General features: G+C 55.9%; 19 protein-coding genes. 13 read left to right on the top strand and 6 right to left on the bottom strand.

What is annotated here, in order from left to right:
* The first annotated feature begins 14 nt into the window (after positions 1 to 14).
* The 3 genes from P40081_RS34405 to P40081_RS39875 all read left to right on the top strand — a co-directional run bounded on the left by P40081_RS34405 (position 15) and on the right by P40081_RS39875 (position 2,120).
* Positions 15 to 842, top strand: coding sequence for an ABC transporter permease (locus P40081_RS34405; protein ID WP_039304962.1), 828 nt, complete (start codon positions 15 to 17; stop codon positions 840 to 842).
* Positions 839 to 1,912, top strand: coding sequence for an ABC transporter substrate-binding protein (locus tag P40081_RS34400; RefSeq protein ID WP_042140353.1), 1,074 nt, complete (start codon positions 839 to 841; stop codon positions 1,910 to 1,912). Before P40081_RS34405 ends, P40081_RS34400 begins: the two co-directional genes overlap by 4 nt.
* Before the next feature lie 76 nt (positions 1,913 to 1,988).
* Entirely contained in the window at positions 1,989 to 2,120 is a 132-nt protein-coding gene (locus P40081_RS39875) for a hypothetical protein (RefSeq protein ID WP_269323201.1), read from the top strand.
* Positions 2,121 to 2,870: 750 nt separating this feature from the next.
* On the opposite strand, the gene P40081_RS34395 is transcribed toward P40081_RS39875, so the two are convergent.
* The 4 genes from P40081_RS34395 to P40081_RS34380 all read right to left on the bottom strand — a co-directional run bounded on the left by P40081_RS34395 (position 2,871) and on the right by P40081_RS34380 (position 6,093).
* The gene (locus P40081_RS34395) at positions 2,871 to 3,545 is read right to left on the bottom strand and encodes a hypothetical protein (RefSeq protein ID WP_042140352.1); all 675 of its coding nucleotides are present in this window, start codon (positions 3,543 to 3,545) and stop codon (positions 2,871 to 2,873) included.
* 135 nt (positions 3,546 to 3,680) lie between these two features.
* The gene (locus tag P40081_RS34390; protein WP_042140351.1) at positions 3,681 to 4,505 is read right to left on the bottom strand and encodes a class I SAM-dependent methyltransferase; all 825 of its coding nucleotides are present in this window, start codon (positions 4,503 to 4,505) and stop codon (positions 3,681 to 3,683) included.
* A gap of 53 nt (positions 4,506 to 4,558) precedes the next feature.
* Entirely contained in the window at positions 4,559 to 5,410 is an 852-nt protein-coding gene (locus tag P40081_RS34385; RefSeq protein WP_042140350.1) for a 1,4-dihydroxy-6-naphtoate synthase, read from the bottom strand.
* Entirely contained in the window at positions 5,410 to 6,093 is a 684-nt protein-coding gene (locus P40081_RS34380) for a futalosine hydrolase (RefSeq protein ID WP_042141783.1), read from the bottom strand. Before P40081_RS34380 ends, P40081_RS34385 begins: the two co-directional genes overlap by 1 nt.
* Positions 6,094 to 7,303: 1,210 nt before the next feature.
* Here P40081_RS34380 and P40081_RS34375 point away from each other — a divergent pair.
* The 9 genes from P40081_RS34375 to P40081_RS34335 all read left to right on the top strand — a co-directional run bounded on the left by P40081_RS34375 (position 7,304) and on the right by P40081_RS34335 (position 17,034).
* A complete protein-coding gene (locus tag P40081_RS34375; RefSeq protein WP_042140349.1) occupies positions 7,304 to 7,777 on the top strand; it encodes a MarR family winged helix-turn-helix transcriptional regulator in 474 nt (157 codons plus the stop codon).
* 208 nt (positions 7,778 to 7,985) lie between these two features.
* Positions 7,986 to 8,387, top strand: coding sequence for a DoxX family protein (locus P40081_RS34370; RefSeq protein ID WP_039308226.1), 402 nt, complete (start codon positions 7,986 to 7,988; stop codon positions 8,385 to 8,387).
* Between the two features lie 127 nt (positions 8,388 to 8,514).
* Complete coding sequence (locus tag P40081_RS34365; RefSeq protein WP_042140348.1) at positions 8,515 to 9,465, top strand: ring-cleaving dioxygenase; 951 nt, start codon at positions 8,515 to 8,517, stop codon at positions 9,463 to 9,465.
* 2 nt (positions 9,466 to 9,467) lie between these two features.
* The gene (locus P40081_RS34360) at positions 9,468 to 10,085 is read left to right on the top strand and encodes an alpha/beta hydrolase (RefSeq protein ID WP_039308221.1); all 618 of its coding nucleotides are present in this window, start codon (positions 9,468 to 9,470) and stop codon (positions 10,083 to 10,085) included.
* A 261-nt stretch (positions 10,086 to 10,346) separates the two neighbouring features.
* Positions 10,347 to 11,576 carry a multidrug effflux MFS transporter gene (locus P40081_RS34355; protein WP_042140346.1) on the top strand — a complete coding sequence of 410 codons (1,230 nt, stop codon included), beginning with the start codon at positions 10,347 to 10,349 and terminating at the stop codon, positions 11,574 to 11,576.
* Positions 11,573 to 12,439: a DMT family transporter gene (locus P40081_RS34350; RefSeq protein WP_042140345.1), complete on the top strand. Its 867-nt coding sequence runs from the start codon at positions 11,573 to 11,575 to the stop codon at positions 12,437 to 12,439. Before P40081_RS34355 ends, P40081_RS34350 begins: the two co-directional genes overlap by 4 nt.
* An 89-nt stretch (positions 12,440 to 12,528) precedes the next feature.
* A complete protein-coding gene (locus P40081_RS34345; RefSeq protein WP_042140344.1) occupies positions 12,529 to 12,888 on the top strand; it encodes a FlxA-like family protein in 360 nt (119 codons plus the stop codon).
* A gap of 383 nt (positions 12,889 to 13,271) precedes the next feature.
* The gene (mprF, locus tag P40081_RS34340) at positions 13,272 to 15,929 is read left to right on the top strand and encodes a bifunctional lysylphosphatidylglycerol flippase/synthetase MprF (protein WP_042140343.1); all 2,658 of its coding nucleotides are present in this window, start codon (positions 13,272 to 13,274) and stop codon (positions 15,927 to 15,929) included.
* Between the two features lie 241 nt (positions 15,930 to 16,170).
* Positions 16,171 to 17,034, top strand: a complete 864-nt coding sequence (locus P40081_RS34335; RefSeq protein ID WP_042140342.1) for a nitroreductase family protein — start codon at positions 16,171 to 16,173, stop codon at positions 17,032 to 17,034.
* Here the strand turns inward: P40081_RS34335 and P40081_RS36895 are convergent.
* Both P40081_RS36895 and P40081_RS34325 read right to left on the bottom strand, forming a co-directional pair.
* Positions 17,027 to 18,946, bottom strand: coding sequence for an ATP-binding cassette domain-containing protein (locus P40081_RS36895; RefSeq protein WP_052422150.1), 1,920 nt, complete (start codon positions 18,944 to 18,946; stop codon positions 17,027 to 17,029). The genes P40081_RS34335 and P40081_RS36895 overlap by 8 nt on opposite strands.
* Positions 18,943 to 19,761 carry an energy-coupling factor ABC transporter ATP-binding protein gene (locus P40081_RS34325; RefSeq protein ID WP_231575248.1) on the bottom strand — a complete coding sequence of 273 codons (819 nt, stop codon included), beginning with the start codon at positions 19,759 to 19,761 and terminating at the stop codon, positions 18,943 to 18,945. The genes P40081_RS36895 and P40081_RS34325 overlap by 4 nt, the downstream gene beginning before the upstream one ends.
* A gap of 118 nt (positions 19,762 to 19,879) precedes the next feature.
* Here P40081_RS34325 and P40081_RS34320 point away from each other — a divergent pair, with 118 nt between their 5' ends.
* Positions 19,880 to 20,488: a biotin transporter BioY gene (locus P40081_RS34320; protein WP_042140341.1), complete on the top strand. Its 609-nt coding sequence runs from the start codon at positions 19,880 to 19,882 to the stop codon at positions 20,486 to 20,488.
* Positions 20,489 to 21,448 lie beyond the last annotated feature (960 nt).

Below are 21,448 nucleotides of genomic sequence, written 5' to 3'. Positions count from 1 at the left end.
AGAATAGAAACAAAATCAAAAACAAAAACGGGATCGCGAATATCTATCTGGTGCTGGTCTTCCTGGTTCTGTACGCGCCGATTTTCTATCTGATGTACTACTCGTTCAACAGCGGCGGAACCATGCATGAATTCGAGGGCTTCACTCTGGATTATTACCGCGAAGTCGTGGCCGATACCCGGCTGATGATTATTATGATTAACACACTGGTCATTGCGCTGCTGTCCTCGGCGATTGCAACGCTGATTGCAATCATCGGGGCACTGGCGATTCAGCATGTCCGCAGCCGCCGGGCCAAGAACACGCTGCTCTCGCTGAATAACGTGCTGATTGTCAGCCCGGATGTCATTATCGGAGCCTCCTTCCTGATCCTGTTCACGATTGTAGGGATCAAGCTGGGCTTCACCTCCGTTCTGCTCTCGCATGTGGCGTTCAGCATTCCGATTGCCGTTATCATGATCCTGCCGCATCTCCAGGAGATGAGTCCGACACTGACCGACGCCGCCCGGGATCTTGGGGCCACGCGCCGCGATGTGCTGACGAAGGTGATTCTGCCGATCATCAAGCCGGGGATCTTCAGCGGATTCTTCATGGCCCTGACCTATTCCCTGGATGATTTCGCGGTAACCTTCTTCGTAACAGGCAACGGATATTCCACCTTGTCGGTTGAGATCTATTCGAGGGCGCGCCAAGGGGTCTCATTGTCGATTAACGCACTGTCGACACTGATCTTCCTCTTCACCATCCTGCTGGTAATAGGCTACTACTACCTTAACCAGCGGAAGAGCCGCCCGGCTATGCATATTGCAGAACCGGTTGCTGAAGCGGGGGTGCCTAGATGAAACAGCTCGTAAATACATTTCTGGCGATTCTGATCGTAGCATTCGGGCTGATGTTCCTGGCCTCCAGGCTGAACTCGGCCGAAGGCTATTCCGGCGGCAATACGCTGACGATCTACAACTGGGGCGATTACATCGATCCCGAGCTGCTGGAGCAGTTCCAGGAGGAAACGGGCATTACAGTGATCTACCAGACCTTTGACTCCAATGAGGCGATGCTGACCAAGGTTGAGCAGGGCGGTACGGTCTTCGATGTCGTGGTCCCTTCCGACTATGCCATTGCTAAGATGCGGGAAGAGAAGCTGCTGCTGCCGCTGGATCACAGTAAGCTTCCGAATCTGGCCAATATCGGGTCCGAATTCATGGATCTGTCCTTTGATCCCGGCAACCTGTATTCGGTGCCTTATTTCTGGGGAACGGTAGGTATCATCTACAACCCCGAGATGACGGAGGGCATCGATTTCAGCAGTTGGGATTCATTGTGGGATAAGCGGCTGGACAATAATATCTTCCTGGTCGATGGAGCGCGCGAGGTGATGGGCATGGCGCTGAACAGTCTGCACTATTCCGTCAATGACAGGAATGAAGAGCATCTGCAGGAAGCGCTGACCAAGCTGAACCGGCTGTCGCCGAATGTGAAGGCGATCGTCGGCGACGAGATCAAGATGCTGCTGGCGAACGAAGAGGCGGCTGTCGGAATCGTCTGGTCCGGTGATGCTTCGGAGATTATGGATGAGAACGACAAGCTGGATTACGTGGTGCCGGAGGAAGGCTCAAACATCTGGTTCGACAACATGGTCATTCCGCGCGGAGCAGCCAATATCGAAGGGGCACATAAGTTCATCAACTTCATGCTCCGCCCGGATGTGGCGGCGCAGAATACGGAATACGTCGGCTACTCCACGCCGAACGTTCCTGCCCTGGAGCTGCTGCCGGAGGACATCTCCGGCGACGAGCGCTTCTACCCGCCCGCCGAGATCACGGACCGGCTGGAGGTCTACGACAACCTTGGCAAGCGGATGCTTGCCCATTATAACGAGCTGTTCCTGAAGTTTAAGATGAATAAGAAGTAGGTTGCCGGTCATTGAGTGCCCGCATGCGGAGGTTTCGCATGCGGGTGTTTTTTTGCTGGAGGGAGGGGCTAGAAGGATGGGGCTGGAGGGGGAGGTGAGAAGGAGGGAGAGAAGGAGAGGCTGGAGGGATAAGGTTAGAGGGATTGGGCTAGAAGGGGGAGGCTGGAAGGCTAAGGCTAGAGGGGTGAAGCTGGGGGCTAGGGCTTGAGGGAGAGAAGGGGGAAGCTGGAGGGATAAGGCTAGAGGGATTGGGCTAGAAGGGTGAAGTTGGAGGGAGAGAAAGGGGGGAGGCTAAGGCTAGAGGGATTGAAGAGAAAGAGTTAGCTGGAGGGCTGAGGCTAGAGGAAGGGGAGAAGGATGAAGCTGAAAGGCGAGGGTCAGAGGGGTTGCCTAGAAGGGCGAAGCTGAAGGTTAGGGTCAGAGCACAGGTGAGGGACATGACTTGTTGGAGAATTGCATGGCTCCCTCACCGGCTACTGAGTGAATAGGCAGTGTTAGTTGGATTTTCTCCACTTGCTGATGAACAAATAAACCCTGCGAATACAGCAGTTGGATAAACAGCACTTAAATTATTACATTTCACCCCAAGTAGCTGAAATCACCCAAATTAGTTGCTGTTTTTCCACTTGCTTGGCCACGATCCTACGAAAGCGATAAATTAAGATACCTTTTTCCACTTACTGTTACAGCAGTTGATTCGCGGTACTATAGCCTACAGCCAGCAGCGGGTTCAACGATCCGCCTGAACGTTGCTGGCGGTTCTGGTTAAAGCTCAGCGTACTTTTCGGATACATGTTACTGGGCAAACGTCGAGCGGACAAAGTATAGTGGTGATCCACTTGATGTTGCAATGTTCATCTACGTCAGTCTACGGCCTCGCAACGGATCGCATTAATGCTGGTCCGTTACATTAAATTTGGTCTGCTGCGGAACCGCAAGTAGATTGCTCCTTATGAGACTAATTAAAATATTCAAGCACACTGCGTTTCAGCTCATACCGTGCGGTCCGTTCCTGATTACTGGTGGGGACGGGAAGGAGCCAGCCTTTGTCAACCAGATTGTGTAACGTCCGGACTGCGGTTCTGTAATCGACAGAGAAATGTTCCTTCACATCCTGCGGGCGGATGGGCCGGGCCAGCTGGATAATCAGCCGGATTACCTCCTGCTCCATTAGCTGTACACGTGACACAGGTGCCTCGGCAGGCTGATATCTGCCCAGTACGAGCCGCAGCAGGGTCATACAAAGCTCAGGGCGCTGCTCAACATCATCGTACGCGAATGAAATCACATGATAGCCCATGGCGTACAGGAACGTTTCCCGGTTAAGTTCGCCGCAGTATTTAGTCCGGTCCATATCGCGTACATGTGAGGCATAGCCTTTGATCTCGATGAGCAGCTTCACGTATCCCGGTAACCAGGCGAAATCTGTAAAATAAGATCTTCCCCGCCAGTCCATGACTTCATACTCCGGATGAAGTCCGCCAAAGTGGCCCCGCAGAGGCCACCAGATGTTCCTCAGGAACAGAATCTCGGCATGCCGGTGCCCCCGATCCAATCGTGCCCGCCGTTCTCCCTCAGGCCTGCTGCCCAGATGTCCGTTGATAAACTGCAGATGTGCTTCTTCAAATATCATTACGCTCCAACCTCCCCGTGAAAATAGAAAACGCCCCGGCTCCCTCGCTGAGGGCAACCGGGACGTTCTTCGTCTCGCTGTTATTAAGTATAGTCTACAAGCTTGATTATAACTAGAATATAGCAGGAAAAGTTTCTATTTCACGCCGATCCGCATCCGGTAGCTAATCAGCACCTGCAATGTCCGGCCTCGGAAGTAGTTCTTAACCTCTGCCGAGAACTCGGCAATATCTTGCTCAAGTGAGGCCGGGCTAAGCTTCAGAACCGATTGCATTCCACCTTGGCTGAGGGCCAGGCCGATATAGCGCTCTGCATCGCAGGCTTCTGTGTTGTGAAAAACAATTTCTCGCGCGTAAGTGAAACATCCGCTGGCTTTGATCCGGCCGAGATGCCCTTCCTTGTCCCATTTACGGGCCTGTTCGGCATCTGGCTGAAGCCCGGCGAGCAGGTCATCCGAAGTGGCGATCAGCCCATTGTAACGGGCTTCAATAGCAGGGTTCAGTACCAGAGGCCAATCGCAGTCATAGGCAGCGAACACTCCGCCGGGACTCAGGCAGCGGGAGATTTCCTGAAGTGTGCTGGCCGGGTCCATCCAGTGGAATGACTGCGAGCAGGTGATGATGTCGACGCCCTCTGAGGCGAAGGGAAGCTGATTGGAGTAGCCTTGGACAAAAGATACGGATTCAGTCCCGCTGTGCAGGCGGTCCAGCTTCTCCTGCGCTTTGCCCAGCATATCCGGGTTAGGCTCCACTCCGGTTACGGAGTCGGCGGCATCTTTCCACAGGAAGGTGGACAGACCGGTGCCGCAGCCTATATCAGCGACCACGGCCGGACGGCGGCCCAGGTAATTACTCAGCAGCTCAATAACCAGCGGCGGCGCTTCGGGCCGGTAACGGTCGTATTCGTCCTGATATCCCAAGAAGCGGTCAATATTAGGCTTGCTGTTGCCTGCAGGAATCATAGGAATCAGCCTCCATATGAGTTTTGTTTGTTCCTTAATCTAATTAGTCCAAGCTAGCGCAACAGCTCCGGATCAATGACAGGCACGAGACCCTCGGCAGCGGCACGGGTCAGCAGGGCAGAGATTGCTGCGTAGCCGTCTTCGCCCAGGTTCATCGTGAACTCGTTGACATAAAGATCGATATGCGATTTGGCTACTTCCGGGGAGAGCTCCTGGGCGTGGCTCAGGACATATTCCTGGCAGTCCAGGGGATGATCCCAGGCATACTGCAAAGAGCTGCGGATCCAGCCGGTAATGGACTCGTGGTCCAGATCCCGGCGGGCGATGATCGCGCCGAGCGGAATAGGCAGGCCGGTGTCGCTTTCCCACCAGCTGCCGAGGTCAGTCAGCAGGTTAAGATTATAGGACGGGTAGGTGAAGCGGGCTTCATGAATGACCAGCCCGGCATCAATCGTGCCATTCTGTACAGCAGGCATGATTTCATCGAAGGGCATGACGACGATCTCGGCCGGGCCGTCCGGCACCTGCTGCGCAGCCCATAGCCGGAAGAGCAGATAGGCGGTGGAGCGCTCGCTTGGCACGGCTATTCTGCGGCCGGATAGCTGACGCGGATGTTTGATGGCGCCTGCACCTTTGCGCGTCAGTACGAGCGGGCCGCAGCCCCGTCCAAGTGCACCGCCGCAAGGCAGCAGCTTGTACTTATCCAGCACCCAGGGAAGCGCGGCGTAGGAGATCTTAAGCACTTCCGGACCGGCGCCGTCTGCCGCGAGTCCGTTGGTGATATCAATATCGGCAAAGGTCACCTCCAGCTTGGGTGCATCCGGTACCAGCCCGTGCGCCCAGGCATGAAATACGAAGGTATCATTCGGACATGGAGAAAAAGCAATATGAAGTTCGGTTGTCATTACAGCACCTCCAGTAGAATAGCCGCTGCCGCTGTGAGGGCGTCCAGGGCTTCTTTGATCTTCCACGCGGCCCGGTCGCGCGGGCCGACCGGGTTCGAGATCGCGCGCAGCTCCAGCGCTGCGATCCCCAGAGCCTGTGCGGCCACGGCGACCCCGTGGCCTTCCATCGCTTCCGCCGCCGCCTGCGGATGGCGCGCGGCAAGCTCCGCGGCCGTCCCGGCGGTGCCGGTCGCGGTCGACACGGTAAGCACGGTGCCCGTGCTTACCGCAAGCCCGGCCGCTGCCAGCGCGGCCGCAAGGGCCTGGACCGTGCCGCCCGGCGCAGGCACGGACACGCTGCCGAAGCCAAGCTCGGCAGCGCTGCGGAAGCCCTCCGGCGTCTCTGCGCCGAGGGCCGCGTCAAGCATCTCGCTGGCGACGACCAGCGAGCCTACGGGTGCACGGCCGGGGAAGCCGCCGCCGATCCCGGCGCTGATGACACAGCCGTAGGAGCCGGCTGCCAGAGCGGCGGCGGTGCCCGCCGCAGCCGCAGCGGTGCCGGCGCCCGCTGCGATGACATGGCACCTGCGGCTGCCCTGCAGGCCGCGCAGGACGGCATCCCGCTCGGCTGCGACAGCGGTCACGATCAGCACGTTAGCGCCCAGCGGAATAAGCCGGGCAGCATTGCCGGACGCGTCCCGCATTGTTCCGTCCTGCACGCCTGAATCCCGCTCAACAAAATCCCGCACCGCTCCATCCCGCACTGCTGTACCCCGTTCCGCAGAATCCCGCACTGCTAAATCCTGCTCAGCTGTACCCAGTTCAGCAGAATTCCCTTCCGCTATATCGCGGCCCCGGGCATCCCATTCCGGTAGTTCCGTTGAATCCATCCAGGTGTTGCCTCCTTTATATGTAATGAACTGCTTCCTTACATTCGCACCCAAAAGGATACGCCGTTTTGGGAGTGAGGTCAAACCGAGTCCTTGCTGTAATCTTTCATTATCAAGTGAACTCAAGCTGTATCTAGATTGATCTGAAGGAATTTCCGAAACAGATGTTTAATCCAACTGTAATTGAATCATCCTAAGCTCAATCCTGATTGGATTCTATTCCCTATTGCACTATGTACAGCAGATGGCTCTAAAATCCGCCGGAAATTAGAATCTATAGCACTCTGTACAGCAGAATACTGTGGAACCGGCGGCTTTGAGCAGGAATCTGGAAATCAATTGTATGAAATACAACAGACTTTACCGATGGAACTTTTAAATGTACTTGGCATGTGGGACAGACCATTGCGCCAGAGGGTTATCTGGGGAAGGCAATGCGGAGCGCATAGCGGATAATTGTATTTTGTGCAGTTAAAAGACAGCGAAAAGCCATATCAGCAAGGATAACTGTATTCCGTACAATTATAATTAGGAAAACTGCTCTTATACGGCATAGTAGCGTTTTATAAGTGTACAAAGTGCAATTAAAACTGCTCCTGCGCAGAAATAGGTCTTTTTAGTTGTACAAACTACAGTTAAAATTTGAGCGATAGCCTCACTCTATACAACCAGCAATTCGGAGTTCAACCAAGACGTCTGGTGGGAGACCGAAAGCTATTAATCGAAAATTAATCCCCTAAGCCTTCCTTAGTACCTCGCTCTATACTTACATCAGCACTCCATCAGCACTCCAATCAATACTCCCCCAGCGCTCACCAAGTTACTCCATCAATCCCTTCCCTCAGTAATCCCCCGTTAATCCCTGAGTATTTTCACACAACTTCCTATATAGTCACCATATACTCTGGTATATAAAAAATCTTCCCCTAATCAGTTGACAATGAAATCGTCATGCTGTATATTTATCTTAACTTAAAGATAATTAACTTAAAGATAAACGCGAACACGACAGGAGGTGCACATAATGAGCGGCAATAATGACACAGCAGGTACAGCAGCTGACAGTACAATCGATCAGGAGCAGGCGGCATCACTGAAATTATTCGTTGTTCTGTCCAAGGCTTACAAGAGCCTGATGGATCAGGCGGTGAAGGATATGAAGAGCCATGGGCTGGCATCGGCGGAGTTCATGGTGCTGGAAGTCCTGTATCATAGAACGCGGATTCCACTGCAGCAGATTGGCGAGAAGATTCTGGTCACCAGCGGCAGCATCACCTACAATATCGATAAGCTGGAGAAGCGCGGACTACTGAAGCGCGTTCCATGCGAGGACGACCGCCGTGTGACTTATGCCGAGATTACGGAAGCGGGGCGCGAGCTGTTCGATGATATTTTCCCCCGTCATGTCAGTTCCATACACAGCCTGATGGGCGGGCTGGACAGTGAAGAGAAGGCTCAGGCCACTCAACTGCTGAAGAAGCTGGGCAAGGGTGTATAGAAGACCGGGAATAGCACAGCAGGTACCTGAACAGCAGGTCGGAGCCCGATAGATGACAGTCAGCTTTAGCAGCGGGATGAGGCATTGATGATCAAGCTAAGTCCCCGGATGTAACCGGTAATTATATATAGATCAGCAGGACCAAAAATTTTTACCTAATATCTTAACGTTAAGATAATTAAAATCGAGAGAATGGAGAGTGTTTAAAATGGTTAGTGTAGGTTTATTGTTGATGAGATTGGTAATTGGTGTAGCGTTTATCGGGCATGGTGCACAGAAGCTGTTCGGCTGGTTCGGCGGCTACGGCCCCAAAGGCACAGGCGGCTGGATGGAGTCGATCGGCATTAAGCCCGGCGTACGTATGGCGGTGCTGGCAGGACTGATGGAGCTGGTCGGAGGACTGCTGTTCACACTCGGTCTGTTGACTCCGGTAGCTGCTGTGCTGATTGCCGCAACCATGCTTGGCGCAATAGTCAAAGTCCATGCTCCTAACGGGTTCTGGTCTACGGCTAACGGGATCGAGTTTCCATTAACGGTACTGGTGGTTGCGGTCGGGGTGGCTCTGGCGGGTCCGGGTTCGATTTCACTTGATGCACTTTTCTTTAAATAATAGCCGGTACGCCAGGCGGCCTGCTCCACAGACAGCGGGCGGCTGCCCAGGGCGGACGTCAAGATAGCATCCTCATTTTACAAAAGAACAGATTGTACAACACACCCAATTTCAGGAGGTAATAATCATGACTATGCAAACTGCAGGAATTCATCATATCACCGCTTTTGTAGGAGACGCTCAGCGTAACGCTGATTTCTATGCCGGAATTCTCGGACTGCGCCTTGTCAAAAAAACCATCAACTTCGACGCACCCGACGTCTATCATCTCTACTTCGGCAATGAGCAGGGTGCACCGGGCACCATTATTACCTTCTTCCCCTGGTCTACCGGACGCAAGGGCAGAATCGGCGGCGGTCAGGTTGGCGTAACCACTTATGCTGTGCCGGCAGGCTCCATCGGGTTCTGGGAGCAGCGGCTGGCCGCTTATCAGATTCCGGCTACCAAGGTAAGCCGGATCGGCGAGTCTTATCTCTCCTTCGCGGACTTCGACGGTTTGCGGATTGAGCTGGTGGAACGTGAAGAGGGTTCCTTGAGCACCTGGTCCTTCGCCGGAGTACCTGTAGAACATGCGATCAAAGGCTTCGGAGGTGCTGTTCTCTACAGCGCTGCCCCGGACAAAACAGCAGACACTCTCTCCCGTACGCTGGGAATGGAGCGGATTGCTGAAGGTGACGGCTACATCCGGTACAGAGCTGCCGGTGATATCGGGAATATCATCGATCTGAAGGCTACTCCGGTTCCGCAGGGGGCTGGCGGCACAGGTACCGTCCACCACATCGCCTGGCGCGCCAAAGATGATGCCGAGCAGCTGGAATGGGGCCGCCGCGTACAGAGCCACGGCTACCAGCCGACTCCGGTGCAGGACCGCCAGTACTTCAATGCCATCTACTTCCGTGAAGAAGGCGGAATCCTGTTCGAGATTGCGACCGATCCTCCCGGCTTTGCCCGTGATGAAGCGCCGGACGCGCTGGGACAGAAGCTGATGCTTCCGGCATGGTTTGAACCGCAGCGTGCGGCAATAGAAGATAACTTAAGCCCATTTGAAATCCGCGAAATCGGGGTGAAGCAGAAATGAATATGACGCATGTATTCCATCAAGGTACGGATGTAACTCAGCCGACGCTGGTATTATTCCACGGCACAGGCGGCAACGAGCATGACCTGCTGCCGCTGGCCGGGCTGCTGGCTCCCGGCGCTTCGGTACTGGGCATCCGCGGGAATGTACTCGAGAATGGCATGCCGCGCTTTTTCCGGCGGTTGGCTGAAGGAATATTCGACGAGGAGGATCTGATCTTCCGCACCCATGAGGTGAAGCAGTTCCTGGACGAGGCTGCAGCGAAGTACGGATTTGATGCCGGCAATCTGGTTGCAGTAGGCTACTCCAACGGTGCGAACATCGCCGGCAGCCTGCTCTTCCATTACGGAGGCATCTTCCGCGCGGCAGTGCTGCTGCATCCGATGGTGCCGCTGCGCGGCCTTGCGATTCCGTCGCTGCAGGGGGTTCCGGTCTTTATCGGGGCAGGAACCAATGATCCGATCATCCGCTCCGAAGAGACACGTGAGCTGGAATCCCTGCTGAGCGGCGCGGGGGCCGAAGTCACCTCGCACTGGGGCAATCAGGGACACCGCCTGAGCACAGCCGAAGCTGAAGCGGCCAGGGATTGGCTGGCCGGACTCACAGCTTCCGGAGAATGATATAACTATACAGACAACCGCCTGCGGTAGCTGCTGATCAGTGATATGATCGGCCGGCCGGCTCCTGCAGGCGGTTCTTTGCGATATATAGGTTATAGGTCCAAGATATATTGCTCCCCCGTTCTATTCCCCGTTAATGCACAAAAGCATTGAACATTCAGGTTGTGATCGGGTAGTATGAAGAATAAAAAAACGGACCTGAGCAAAAACGGATTTGCCGTCTTTTAAAGAGGTACCATAAGAAAGGTTGCGTCACTATTTATGATTAAGCAAAACCATATTTCAAGCCTTGCGGAGGGCGGGCCTTCGAAGAAACAGCGGCTGCAGCTGGCGGTCATTCTGGGAGCCATCGCCACGATTGGCCCTCTGTCGATTGATATGTATCTGCCGGCTCTGCCTGCGCTTAGCACCCATTTCGCCACCAGTCCGGCCATGGTGCAGCTCAGCCTGACCTTCTTCCTGCTGGGGCTGGCCTCGGGCCAGCTGGTGGCCGGACCGCTCAGCGATGTGCATGGACGCCGTGTTCCGCTCTTTATCGGTATGGTGATTTATGCGGTTTCTTCACTGCTCTGTGCGTTCAGTCCTTCTATCGGCCTGCTGGTGTTTCTGCGTTTCATCCAGGGCCTGGCCGGATCAGTAGGCGTGGTCATCTCCCGGGCGGCGGTCCGTGATATGTACAGCGGCTCGGAATTAACCAAGTTCTTCTCGCTGCTGATGATTGTCAACGGGCTGGGGCCAATCTTCGCTCCTGTCATCGGGGGACAGCTGCTGAGAGTAACGACCTGGCAGGGTGTGTTTGTAGTTTTGTTTGTGTTCGGACTGCTCTTTGCGGCCATCATTCTGCTGCGTCTGCCGGAGACATTGCCCAAAGAACGCCGGATCAAAAGCGGGCTCAAAGGAACGCTGCTCACCTTCCGTATCCTGCTCGGCAATGCCAAGTTTATGGGCTATGCCCTCTCCCAGGGTTTCGTTACAGCAGCCATGTTCGCTTATATTTCCGGTTCTTCCTTCGTATTGCAGATTATTTACGGGGTATCCCCGCAAATGTACAGCCTGATCTTCGCTGTTAACGGGCTCGGCATTATTATCTCCGGGCAGATTGCCGGCCGGTTGTCCGCAAGAGTAGGGGAGCGCAAGCTGCTGATTAGCGGACTTCTGCTCTGTACTTTCGGCGGTGTCCTGCTGCTGGTTACCCTCCTTGCCGGAGGCGGACTGCTGCCGATTCTGGTCTGCCTGTTCGCCGTGGTCTCCAGTGTGGGTCTGGTGAGTACAACCAGCTTCTCGCTTGCCATGCAGGATCAGGGAGAAACCGCAGGCAGCGCCTCTGCACTCCTGGGTCTGCTTCCCTTGCTGCTGGGCAGCTGTGCGGCTCCGTTAGTCGGACTTGGCGGCAGTGACTCTGCTGTGCCGATGGCGCTGGTCATCGCGGGAGCAGGCATCCTGTCCATTTTATCTTACCTGCTGCTCTGTAAAAGGGCGGACAAGCCATGAGCCGCAAGGATCTCACCACCCTGCTGCTGCTTGCCTTCGCCTGGGGAGCCTCCTTCCTGTTCATGCGGATCGCCTCTCCTGAATTGGGGCCGGTCTTCACGACCGAGCTGCGTGTTACGCTTGCCGGAGCAGCCCTGCTGCTCTATGCATTTGTGACCCGGCGCAAGCTGGGTATCCTGAAGCACTGGAAGCAGTTCCTGCTGCTCGGTGCCATTAATGCCGCGCTTCCGTTCACCCTGATCTGCATGGCTGAGCTGCATCTGAGTGCTTCGCTGGCGGCAATCCTTAATGCCACGACCCCGATGTTTGCGGCCCTGGCCGCCTGGGGAACCCGGCAGGAGAAGCCGGGCCTGGCCAAGTCGGCCGGCCTGGTCATTGGTCTAATTGGCGTAGCTGTTCTGGTCGGCTGGAGTCCGGTACCGCTCACAAGTACAGTTCTCTTGTCAGTAGGGTACTCGCTCTGCGCCGCATTGTGCTATGCATTTGGAGGATTATATGCTTCCCGTGTAGGCTCCGGCCTCACTCCGCTGGCGCTTGCTGCCGGACAACAGCTGGGTGCAAGCGTGGTGCTGCTGCCGCTGGCGGTTATTTTTGCCCCGGATCATCTGCCCTCGGCCGCTGCGGTATACTCCGTACTTGGTTTGTCGCTGATCTGTACCTCGGTGGCTTACCTGCTGTACTTCCGCCTGATCGCCAGCGTCGGCCCGGTCAAGACCGTCAGCGTCACATTTCTCGTGCCTGTATTCGGCCTGATGTGGGGAGCCATCTTCCTGCATGAGCCGGTCTATGCCAATACCCTTGCCGGACTGGTCATCATCCTGCTGAGCGTAACACTGGTTAACCGGAAGCCCCGCAAGTCTTAGGACAACAGACATTCAGCAAACTTTCAGCGCATTTTAACGTTCTTCTGGGGTGAAGGGGCTATATTGAAGAGGTGAAAGGAGGGATAGGCATGAATATTTCATCCGTATCCGCATCAACGTCCACCTCGTATACGTCCTCCAGTGCAACGGACACAGCCGCGCTTGAGAAGCAGAAGGCAAAGCTGGAAGCTGATCTTGAGAAGGTAAGTTCAAGTAAAGACGACGAGAAGACCAAAGAAACCAAGACCAAACAGCTTGAGCAGCAGATCAAGCAGATCGAAGCGCAAATTGCCCAAAAGTCACAGAGCGCCAGCAGCTCCTCTTCGGCTGGAAGCGCAGCTGCACCACCAGAGAAGCCTGCTGACAGCAGCAGGCTGACGGCGGCGTCTGCACAGGAAATCGCGAACGCAACTACAGATAGCGAAGGAAGATTTGACATTCGGGTATAACTCGGGTGAACAGCATGCCTGAGTAGAGAACCGCCATTGCCGTGGTGACTGGTTCTCTATTGCGGTATGGTAACCCTTGTGCAGCAAGAAATAGGCGTCCGGACCGATCGCAGTCCGGGTGCCTATTTTTTGTATCCCAGTATTTTGTATCACAGGATCAATCAACCTTCGGTTTTCTGCTGAAACTCAAGCAATTCTCCGGTTACTGCGGACTCTGCAGTGATTTACACTTTGCCGGCTGTCTAACTCTGGTGAACATACAACCGTTATACGGGTCATCTGCTGCTGATATTGCTATAATAGGTTCTATGGAAAATGCTGAATATTGTTTAGCCAAGGGTGAGTTCAGCAGTAAGGGCAGGTGAAGTCATGCATTCAAAGTCATGCATTCAATGAAACAAAGATTGGAACGCTTCAGATTCGTGAGGCTGCTTCTGTCCATCTACCGGATTAAGGCGGTAAGGGCGCTTGTTCCGCTGCTGATCATCGGTCTTGTCTATTGGGAAGGGCAGAATGAGCTGAAGCAGATTCATTTGGGGATGATCATTCATGAATTAAAAGCAGTCCCCGCGCCGGCCATTCTGCAGATGCTGGGCATTTCCCTGCTCTCCGTTGCGGTCATGAGCACTTATGATTATTTAATCCGCGGGCATTTCCGCTTGCAGACCAGCTACTTAAGCACCTTCCGCTATGCCTGGATCGCTAATACGTTCAATAACCTGATCGGCTTTGCCGGTCTGGCTGGCGCGGGCCTCCGGACGCTGCTCTACAAAAAAAGCGGTGTGCCCTCGTCCGTGCTGGCACCGGCAATCGTATTTCTGTCACCGCTGATGATTACAGGGCTGTCGCTGCTCTCCTGGTGCACCCTTACCGGAATCCTTCCGGCGGATGCCCTTCTGCATGAACATCGCTGGCTGGTATTCGCGGTGTGGGGAATGGCGCTTTATTTGCCGTTTTTTGTGATTCTCCAGCGTTCCTCACTATTCGCCAAGTGGATTAACCGGGGGCAGGGCAGGACATCCTGGCTGACGGTAGCGGCTTCTGTCGGAGCTTCCCTTCTGGAGTGGACCTTTGCCGGACTGACCTTCTGGATAATTGCCGTTCAGCTGCTCGGCGGTGCTCCGTTTGTAACGGTCTTCAGCATCTATGTCGTTGCTGCCATTGCCGGCATTCTAAGTATGGCTCCCGGAGGCATCGGTGCCTTCGACCTGATTGCCCTGCTTGGACTTACCCAGCTGGGAATCCGGAGCGATCAGGCCATGGCTGTGCTCGTCATCTACAGACTATTCTATTACATTGTGCCCTGGCTGATCGGACTGGTGCTGGCGGCGCTGGAGATCGGGCTGCCGGGTAAGAAGGGGACTGAACGCAGCGGAGACAGAGTTGAAACTCCCGTTACCGTATGGCAGAGGATATGGGGCTGGCCCGGCCAGTACACTTTCCTCAGCGACCTGGGGGTCTGGGCACTCGGCAAGCTGGTGCTGGCCAGCGGTCTGATTCTGCTGCTGTCCGCAGCTACACCTGAGCTGCTCTACCGGCTGCGGATCACGGAGGATCTCCTGTCCCTGCCGGTGATGCAGATTTCCCATCATCTGTCCGTGCTGATCGGCTTCATGCTAATTCTGCTGTCGCGGGGAATTTCCCTGCGTGTCCGTAGAGCGTATATCTGGACGAGTCTGCTGCTCCTCGGAGGGGCGGTATTTGCTTTTACGAAGGGGTTTGATTATGAAGAGGCGCTGTTCCTGCTGCTGGTAGGCTTAATCCTCTGGATCTCGCGGACCCGGTTCTACCGGATCAGTGTACCGCTCAGTACCAGGAGCACCGTATGGTGGCTGGCTCTGACTTCAGTTGTAGCACTCGGTTATTATGGGCTGGGGAGTTATTCGCATCACGGTTTCCTGAAGCATCTCCCATCCGGAATCCGGCCGGAATGGCTGCGGCAGCACAGCAATGTGGCGGTTACAGCTATTGGCGGACTGATCTTCTCCTGGTTGCTGCTGACTATGCTTGTTGCTCTCCGGCCGCAGCGCAAGGCCGATGAGCTTTTCGCGGATAAGGATATGGCGCGGCTGGAGCAGTTTCTGGCGGAAGGCTGGGGCAATGCCTTAAGCCATATGCTGTTTCTGGGCGACAAAAGCTTCTACTGGGCCCGGGAGGGCAGAGTGTTATTCGCTTTTGCCAGAGTAAGGGACAAGCTGGTGGTACTGGGTGATCCTCTGGGTCCGGTGGGCCTGGTCAATGACGCAATCAGCGAGTTCCGCCAGGCGGCGGATTTGTATGGACTCGCCGTAGTGTTCTACCAGGCTACACCAGCCTACCTCCCGGTGTATCAGAGCCAAGGCTACCGGTTCTTCAAGCTGGGCGAGGAAGCGTTGGTGCCGCTTGAGAACTTCAAGGCCAGCGGCCCCCGCAATGCCGATCTGCCCGGTGTGGCAAGCCGGTTTGAACGTGAGGGCTATGTCTTTAAGATTGCCGAGCCCGCGCATTCTGCAGACCTGCTGCAGGAGCTCCGGACGCTGTCGGAGGAATGGCTGGACGGGCGCCTGGAAAAAGGGTTTTCGCTGGGCTGGTTCAGCAAGCCGTATCTGCAGCTCGCTCCGCTGGCGCTGCTGCGCGGAGCTGACGGGCAACTCATGGCTTTTGCCTCCGTTGCCCCGGGCTATGACGGACACAAGACCGTGTCCATTGATCTCATGCGCCACCGCAAGGATACCCCAAACGGGACTATGGATTACTTGTTCCTGTGTCTGCTGGAGTGGGCGAAGTCGCGGGGGTTCCGCAGCTTTAATCTGGGTCATGCCCCGCAGCCTGGTGCCGGCCGGAATACCGGAGCGCTGCGCGAGGAGAAGGTGGCCCGCCTGGTCTTTGAACGCGGCGGCCACTGGTACGGATTCTCCGGCCTGCGGCGGTATAAGGAGAAATTCGGGCCGCAGTGGGAGCCGCGGTATCTGGCCTATCCTGCATCGCTTACCCTCTACCTTTTAACCCTCGATCTGGTGAGACTGGTTTCCCGCCATCCGGGTCCGGAAGATAAGGAATAAGAGCTGGACGATTCTCCTGAAATAGGGGATACTAATTTTACCAGCAACCGGACCGCAGAACAGGCAACTATTGAGTATAGATCATTTTGGGAGGGCTCCTGTTCTTAGCGGAGCCCTCTTTTTTGGGCTTGAAGCTGTAACAGGAAGGCTGAGCCAGCCAGTAAGGACTGGGCAGTTCAGGTCAGGGCAAGGCAAGGCAAGGCGGGGCAGGGTTGCGGGATAATTTGAGGAGGCGGATGTTATGGGGAATGCAGTAATGGAAATTATGGAGAAACGCAAGTCTGTGCGGACTTATGAGACCACACCAATTGATACAGCAGCCCATGCCTCCATTATGGAGTATCTGGATAAGGAAGAGAATTTGCGCGGTCCTTTTGGCGGGATATCAGGGATTGAATGGATCTGGGCCAAAGGCGGGGCGGGGGAAGGCAAGGGCATGAAGCTGGGCGCTTACGGGATCATTGTGAATCCGCAGGCTTATCTGGTAGGCTCCGTGCGTAACGGGAAGCTGGCACTGCTGGAGTTCGGATATACCTTCCAGAAGCTGATTCTTTTTGCGACCGGGCTGGGTCTTGGAACCTGCTGGATTGGCGGAACCTTTAACCGCAAATCCTTTACCCGTGAGCTGGAGCTTGCCGAAGGGGAGATTATTCCCTGCATTACGCCGCTCGGCTACGCGCGGGAGAAGCAGCGGCTGCTGGATACCACGATGCGGTATGTGGTCAGAGCCGACAATAAGAAGCCTTGGCAGGAGCTCTTCTGTGACGGTGATTTCAGCAAACGGCTGACACCGGAAGCCGCCGGGAAGCTGGCCGTCCCCATCGAGATGGTCCGGATCGGCCCGTCAGCCTCCAACAAGCAGCCATGGAGACTTGTCTTGTCTCCAGACCGGCAGCAGTTGCATTTCTACTTGGAGCATACGCCTAATTATAGCGGCAATAAGCTCGGGTTCCAGATGCAGCGGATTGATATCGGCATTGCCGCCTGCAATTTCGAGCTGGCCTGCCGCGAGCTGGATATTGCAGGCACCTGGACCATTAATGATCCGGGAATAGAAGCCGGCAGTCCGAATACAGAATACATGCTCAGCTATACACTTAGCTGATCCGGGCAACCCACCACAGCAGGCCTGCTGCCGTCAGGATACCTAGCGCAACCCATGTATCGCGCTTGTTCCAGGCCAGCTGATAGACAGGAGTCCGCTGCTTGGCGGGATCATACCCGCGCGATTCAACGGCTGTAGCCAGCTCGTCGCCCATGCCCAGGACAAGGATAATCAGGGGCACGATGATCAGGGCAATCTGCCGCGGGGACCAGCGCGCCAGTCCGCGGGCCCGCCTGCCGCGCGAGCTTAGCGCCAGCTGCAGCTGTGTCAGCTTGCCGAGAATCCAGGGCACGAACTGCAGCGTCACGGACACAGCCAGCGACCAGTTGCGGGTCCGGATTCCAAGATGTCTCAGCGGAGCAATTCCCCATTCCAGCCCTTCACGCAGCGGAGCGCCGGTAGTGGTCTCTGTGAACAGAAACCCGAGGACGATCAGCAGCAGAAACCGCAGCACGCTGATCCCTCCGCGCTGAAGTCCCGCAGAACTGAAGCTGAGCGGGCCGATGCTGAAGCCGGGCGAGTTCCAGCTGAGCCCGGACAGCAGCCAGAGAAACAGGAACATGAGGAGGAACGGGCGGAAGAAGCGGAAGACCCTACGCCAGGAAATTCCGGCCGAAACCGTGAGTCCGGCCAGCAGGCTTGCAGCCAGCAGCAGCGGGAGGAAGGTATCCATCCCCAGCACGGTTAGTGATCCGATAATCATCCCCAGCCATTTGACCCGGGGATCCAGTCCCTGCCAGCGTAACCGGCCAGGGGCTTGTTTGATTGATAAGTGGTCAGATGTTGCGGGCTCCCCGTAAAGTCCCTGAGGAATCGTTGAAGCCAGGGCCTCGCTTACCGGGCCTGGCGTGGCGGCAGATAGATCCGGTGCGTCTCCGCTTGCCGGGCCTATTGTGGCGGCAGATAGACCTGGTGCGTCTCCGCTTGCCGGGCCTATTGTAGCGGCAGATAGACCTGGTGCGTCTCCGCTTGCCGGGCCTATTGTGGCGGCAGATAGACCTGGTGCGTCTCCGCTTGCCGGTGGAGATTCCGTCACGCTTCTTCTCCATTCGCTGGGCTCCTTGTGGGCGGCCGCAGGAATGCTGACAGACTGTGGAACGGGCAGAGGCTGCTTATCCAGTCCGGCGAGCAGCTCCTCCAGATTGTCCGGCAATGCTTCAAGCCAGCCGCGTTCTACAAGCCTGCGGCCTATCGAGGCATAAGCCGGAGGCGTAAGTCCGGCGGCTCGCAGCAGTCCGGGATCCGCTGTCAGTGCCGCAGCAGGGCCATCATAATGGACCGCGCCCTGCTTCATCACGATCACCCCGTCGGCAACTGGCAGAAAGCTGTCCAGATCATGCGTGCCGATGATCAAAGTCAGGCCGCTCTGCCGCAGCTCCTGCACCATTTCCAGCAGCGACTGTGCCGCCTGCGGGTCCAGTCCTGCGGTCGGCTCATCGAGAATGAGAAGCCCGGGCCGGGAGGCTATGGCTCCGGCAATACAGACCCGGCGCTTCTCGCCTCCGCTAAGCAGGAAAGGGGAACGTCCGGCGAACTCATCATAAGGCAGCCCGGTCCGCGCGAGGGCGCTGCGGATGATGCCGTCCCGCTGCACCTTAGGCACACCGCGCTGCGTCAGGCCGTATTCGATATCCTTATGGACGCTGTCTGCGAACAGCTGGGTCTCCGGCTGCTGAAATACCATAGCGACAGCCTCCCCGGCCTTGTGGTCTGCAGGCTTCATATCCTCATGAATGATATTGCCGGATGCCGGATGCTCCAGCCCGGCGAGCAGGCGCAGCAGAGTGGACTTGCCGCTTCCGTTAACTCCGCAGAGCACGGTCAGTGTGCCTGAGGGGATATTCAGGGAGATATCCTGCACGGCGTACTTGCCGTTGTAATGGAAGGAGAGATGCTCTGCCTGAATCCTCATAGCATCGCCTCCAGCTGCAGCTCGGTCAGCGGGAGCAGATGAAACGGCCAGTTCTGTCTCTGCAGCAGTCTCCCGATGCGGACCACGGGCGATGGAACCCATCCGAGCGCATCCGGCAGGCCGGAGGCGTAGAACAGGGTGCGCGGATCACCGTCATAGAGCAGCCGGCCATCGCCCATAACGGCAATGCGCGGGCTCTCGGCCAGTTCCTCCATCCGCTGCGTGACCCAGAGCACGGTTGTGCCGCTCCTCCATAACTGGCGGGCCAGCTCTAGAATATCCTGCCTTCCCGCCGGGTCCAGCATGGAAGTGGCCTCATCGAAGATGATCATGCCGGCATCCAGGGCAAGGCAGCAGCCGACAGCCAGGCGCTGGCGTTCTCCGCCGGACAGACTGGCGACATCTGCTTCTGCTTTGTGGGCCAGTCCTACCTGCTGCAGAATATCATGGATTCGCGTAACCATCAGAATCCGGTCCAGCCCGCGGTTCTCCAGCCCGAAAGCGATGTCCTCGAAGGGCGTAGAGCCCACCGTCTGTGCCTCGGGATTCTGAAATACAAGCTGGACCTGCTGCTTCACGTCCGCGCGGTTCTGAGGCGAGCGCAGATCCAGCCCGGCGACGGACAGACTGCCTCCTGACGGGGGAATCAGCCCGTTGAAGATGCGGACCAGCGATGTTTTGCCGCAGCCGTTGGCTCCTGTGAGTGCAACCCATTCTCCCCGTCCAATATGGATACTAATCCCTTGTAGAACCGGGCGCCTGTGCTGGCCATCCCGTAAAGACAAGGTCAAATTATGCGCCCTGATCATCCTCATGCCCGCTTTCCTTACAGTTCTAGTCAACAATCGCTCCCCATTATAACAAAGATTTGAGGATTGATGTATCCGGAGGGGGATGATATAGTGATCCTAAAAAAAGGGGGTACTCCCGGCAATGAAGAAATGGACGACCCGCGGCCTGATATTCAGTGCACTATTCGCCGCAGTTATGATCGCTCTGAGTTATTTAAAGATCTCTCTGCCTTTTTCTACTGTACCTATTACAATGCAGACCCTGGCTGTCATGCTGGCCGGTTCTATTCTGGGGGCACGCTATGGCACGCTCGCCGTACTGATCGTGATCGGACTTGCTGCAGCGGGTTTCCCGGTGATGGGCGGAAGCGGCGGACTCGCGGTGCTGGTTGGCCCGACCGCAGGCTATATATTCTCCTGGCCGTTCGTAGCCTGGCTGATTGGCTTCTTCGCCCAGCGTATAAAGCAGGATAAATATACTTTCGTGAAGCTGCTTGCGGCTAACTTTATTTTTGGTGCGCTGCTTGTCTATCCTGGCGGCGTATGGTGGCTGGCCCACTCAACCGGCATGGACTCGCTGACCAAGGCGTTAACTGCAGGTATGTGGCCGTTCATTCCGGGCGACCTGACCAAGGCAGTGCTGTGCTCTGCCGTAGTGACAGCTGTGTGGAAGGTGTATCCGATCGACCGTATTTTAAACAGTGATTCCGGCGTCTGGGCAGACGGGGAGAAGTCAACCGTCATTCGTTAGCTGGCTGTGGTTAGTTGAGGCTGCTAGTTGGCTGGCTGAGGTAGCGAATGGTTGGCTGAGGCTGGCTAGTGGCTGACTGAGGTGGCGAATGGCTGGCTAAGGTGGCTAATGGCTGGCTAAGGTGGCGAACGGCTGGCTGAGGTGGCGAATGGCTAGCTGAGGTGGCGAATGGCTGGCTGAGATGGCGAATGGCTGGCTAATGGCTGGCTGCACGGAGCAAAGAGGCGATTTCGCTGCCGTATGGCAGGGAGTCGCCTCTTTTATTGTTATTTAGAAAATTATGATATCCGTCTGTAGTGTATAGAACGTGCATGATGTCCTGGTTACGTTTCTTTGGAGCTTGGAGCCAATCCGGTTGAAGGACAAATTTGTTCTTGTATCAGGAATTCCACCGAATCCCCCGGAAGTCGGCAGCACGGTGAAATCAAAGGGATAAATCCCTCTAATTCCGCTGAAAGTGGGCTGTATGGTGAAATTAAAGGGATAAATCCCTCTAATTCCGTTGAAAGTGGGCTGTATGGTGAAATCAAAGGGATAAATCCCTCTAATTCCGCTGAAAGTAGGCTGTATGGTGAAATTAAAGGGATAAATCCCTCTAATTCCGCTGAAAGTAGGCTGTATGCTGAAATTAAAGGGATAAATCCCTCAAATCATACCCGGACGTTGACCAAAGGAGGAAGTGAAGAACAAAAGTGCCCCTGATTTCACCCGGATGCGGGCAAAAGTGGGAAATGAGGAGCAAAAGTGCCCCTGATTTCACCGGACGCGGGCAAAAGGAGGAAATGAGGAGCAAAAGTGCTCCTGATTTCACCGCCTGTCCTCGTCAGCCCCCGCAAGCTCCCCGCCTGTCCTCGTCAGCCCCCGCAAGCTCCCCGCCTGTCCTCGTCTGCCCGTCGCCAGCCCGCCGACTATCCTCGCCAGTCCACCGCCAGCCCCGGCTGTCCAACGCCCACCGCCCGC

The sequence above is a fragment of the Paenibacillus sp. FSL P4-0081 genome (assembly GCF_000758565.1).
In the GTDB taxonomy this organism is placed as follows: domain Bacteria; phylum Bacillota; class Bacilli; order Paenibacillales; family Paenibacillaceae; genus Paenibacillus_AQ; species Paenibacillus_AQ phytohabitans.
This window is presented reverse-complemented; position numbering and strand designations above follow the sequence as displayed.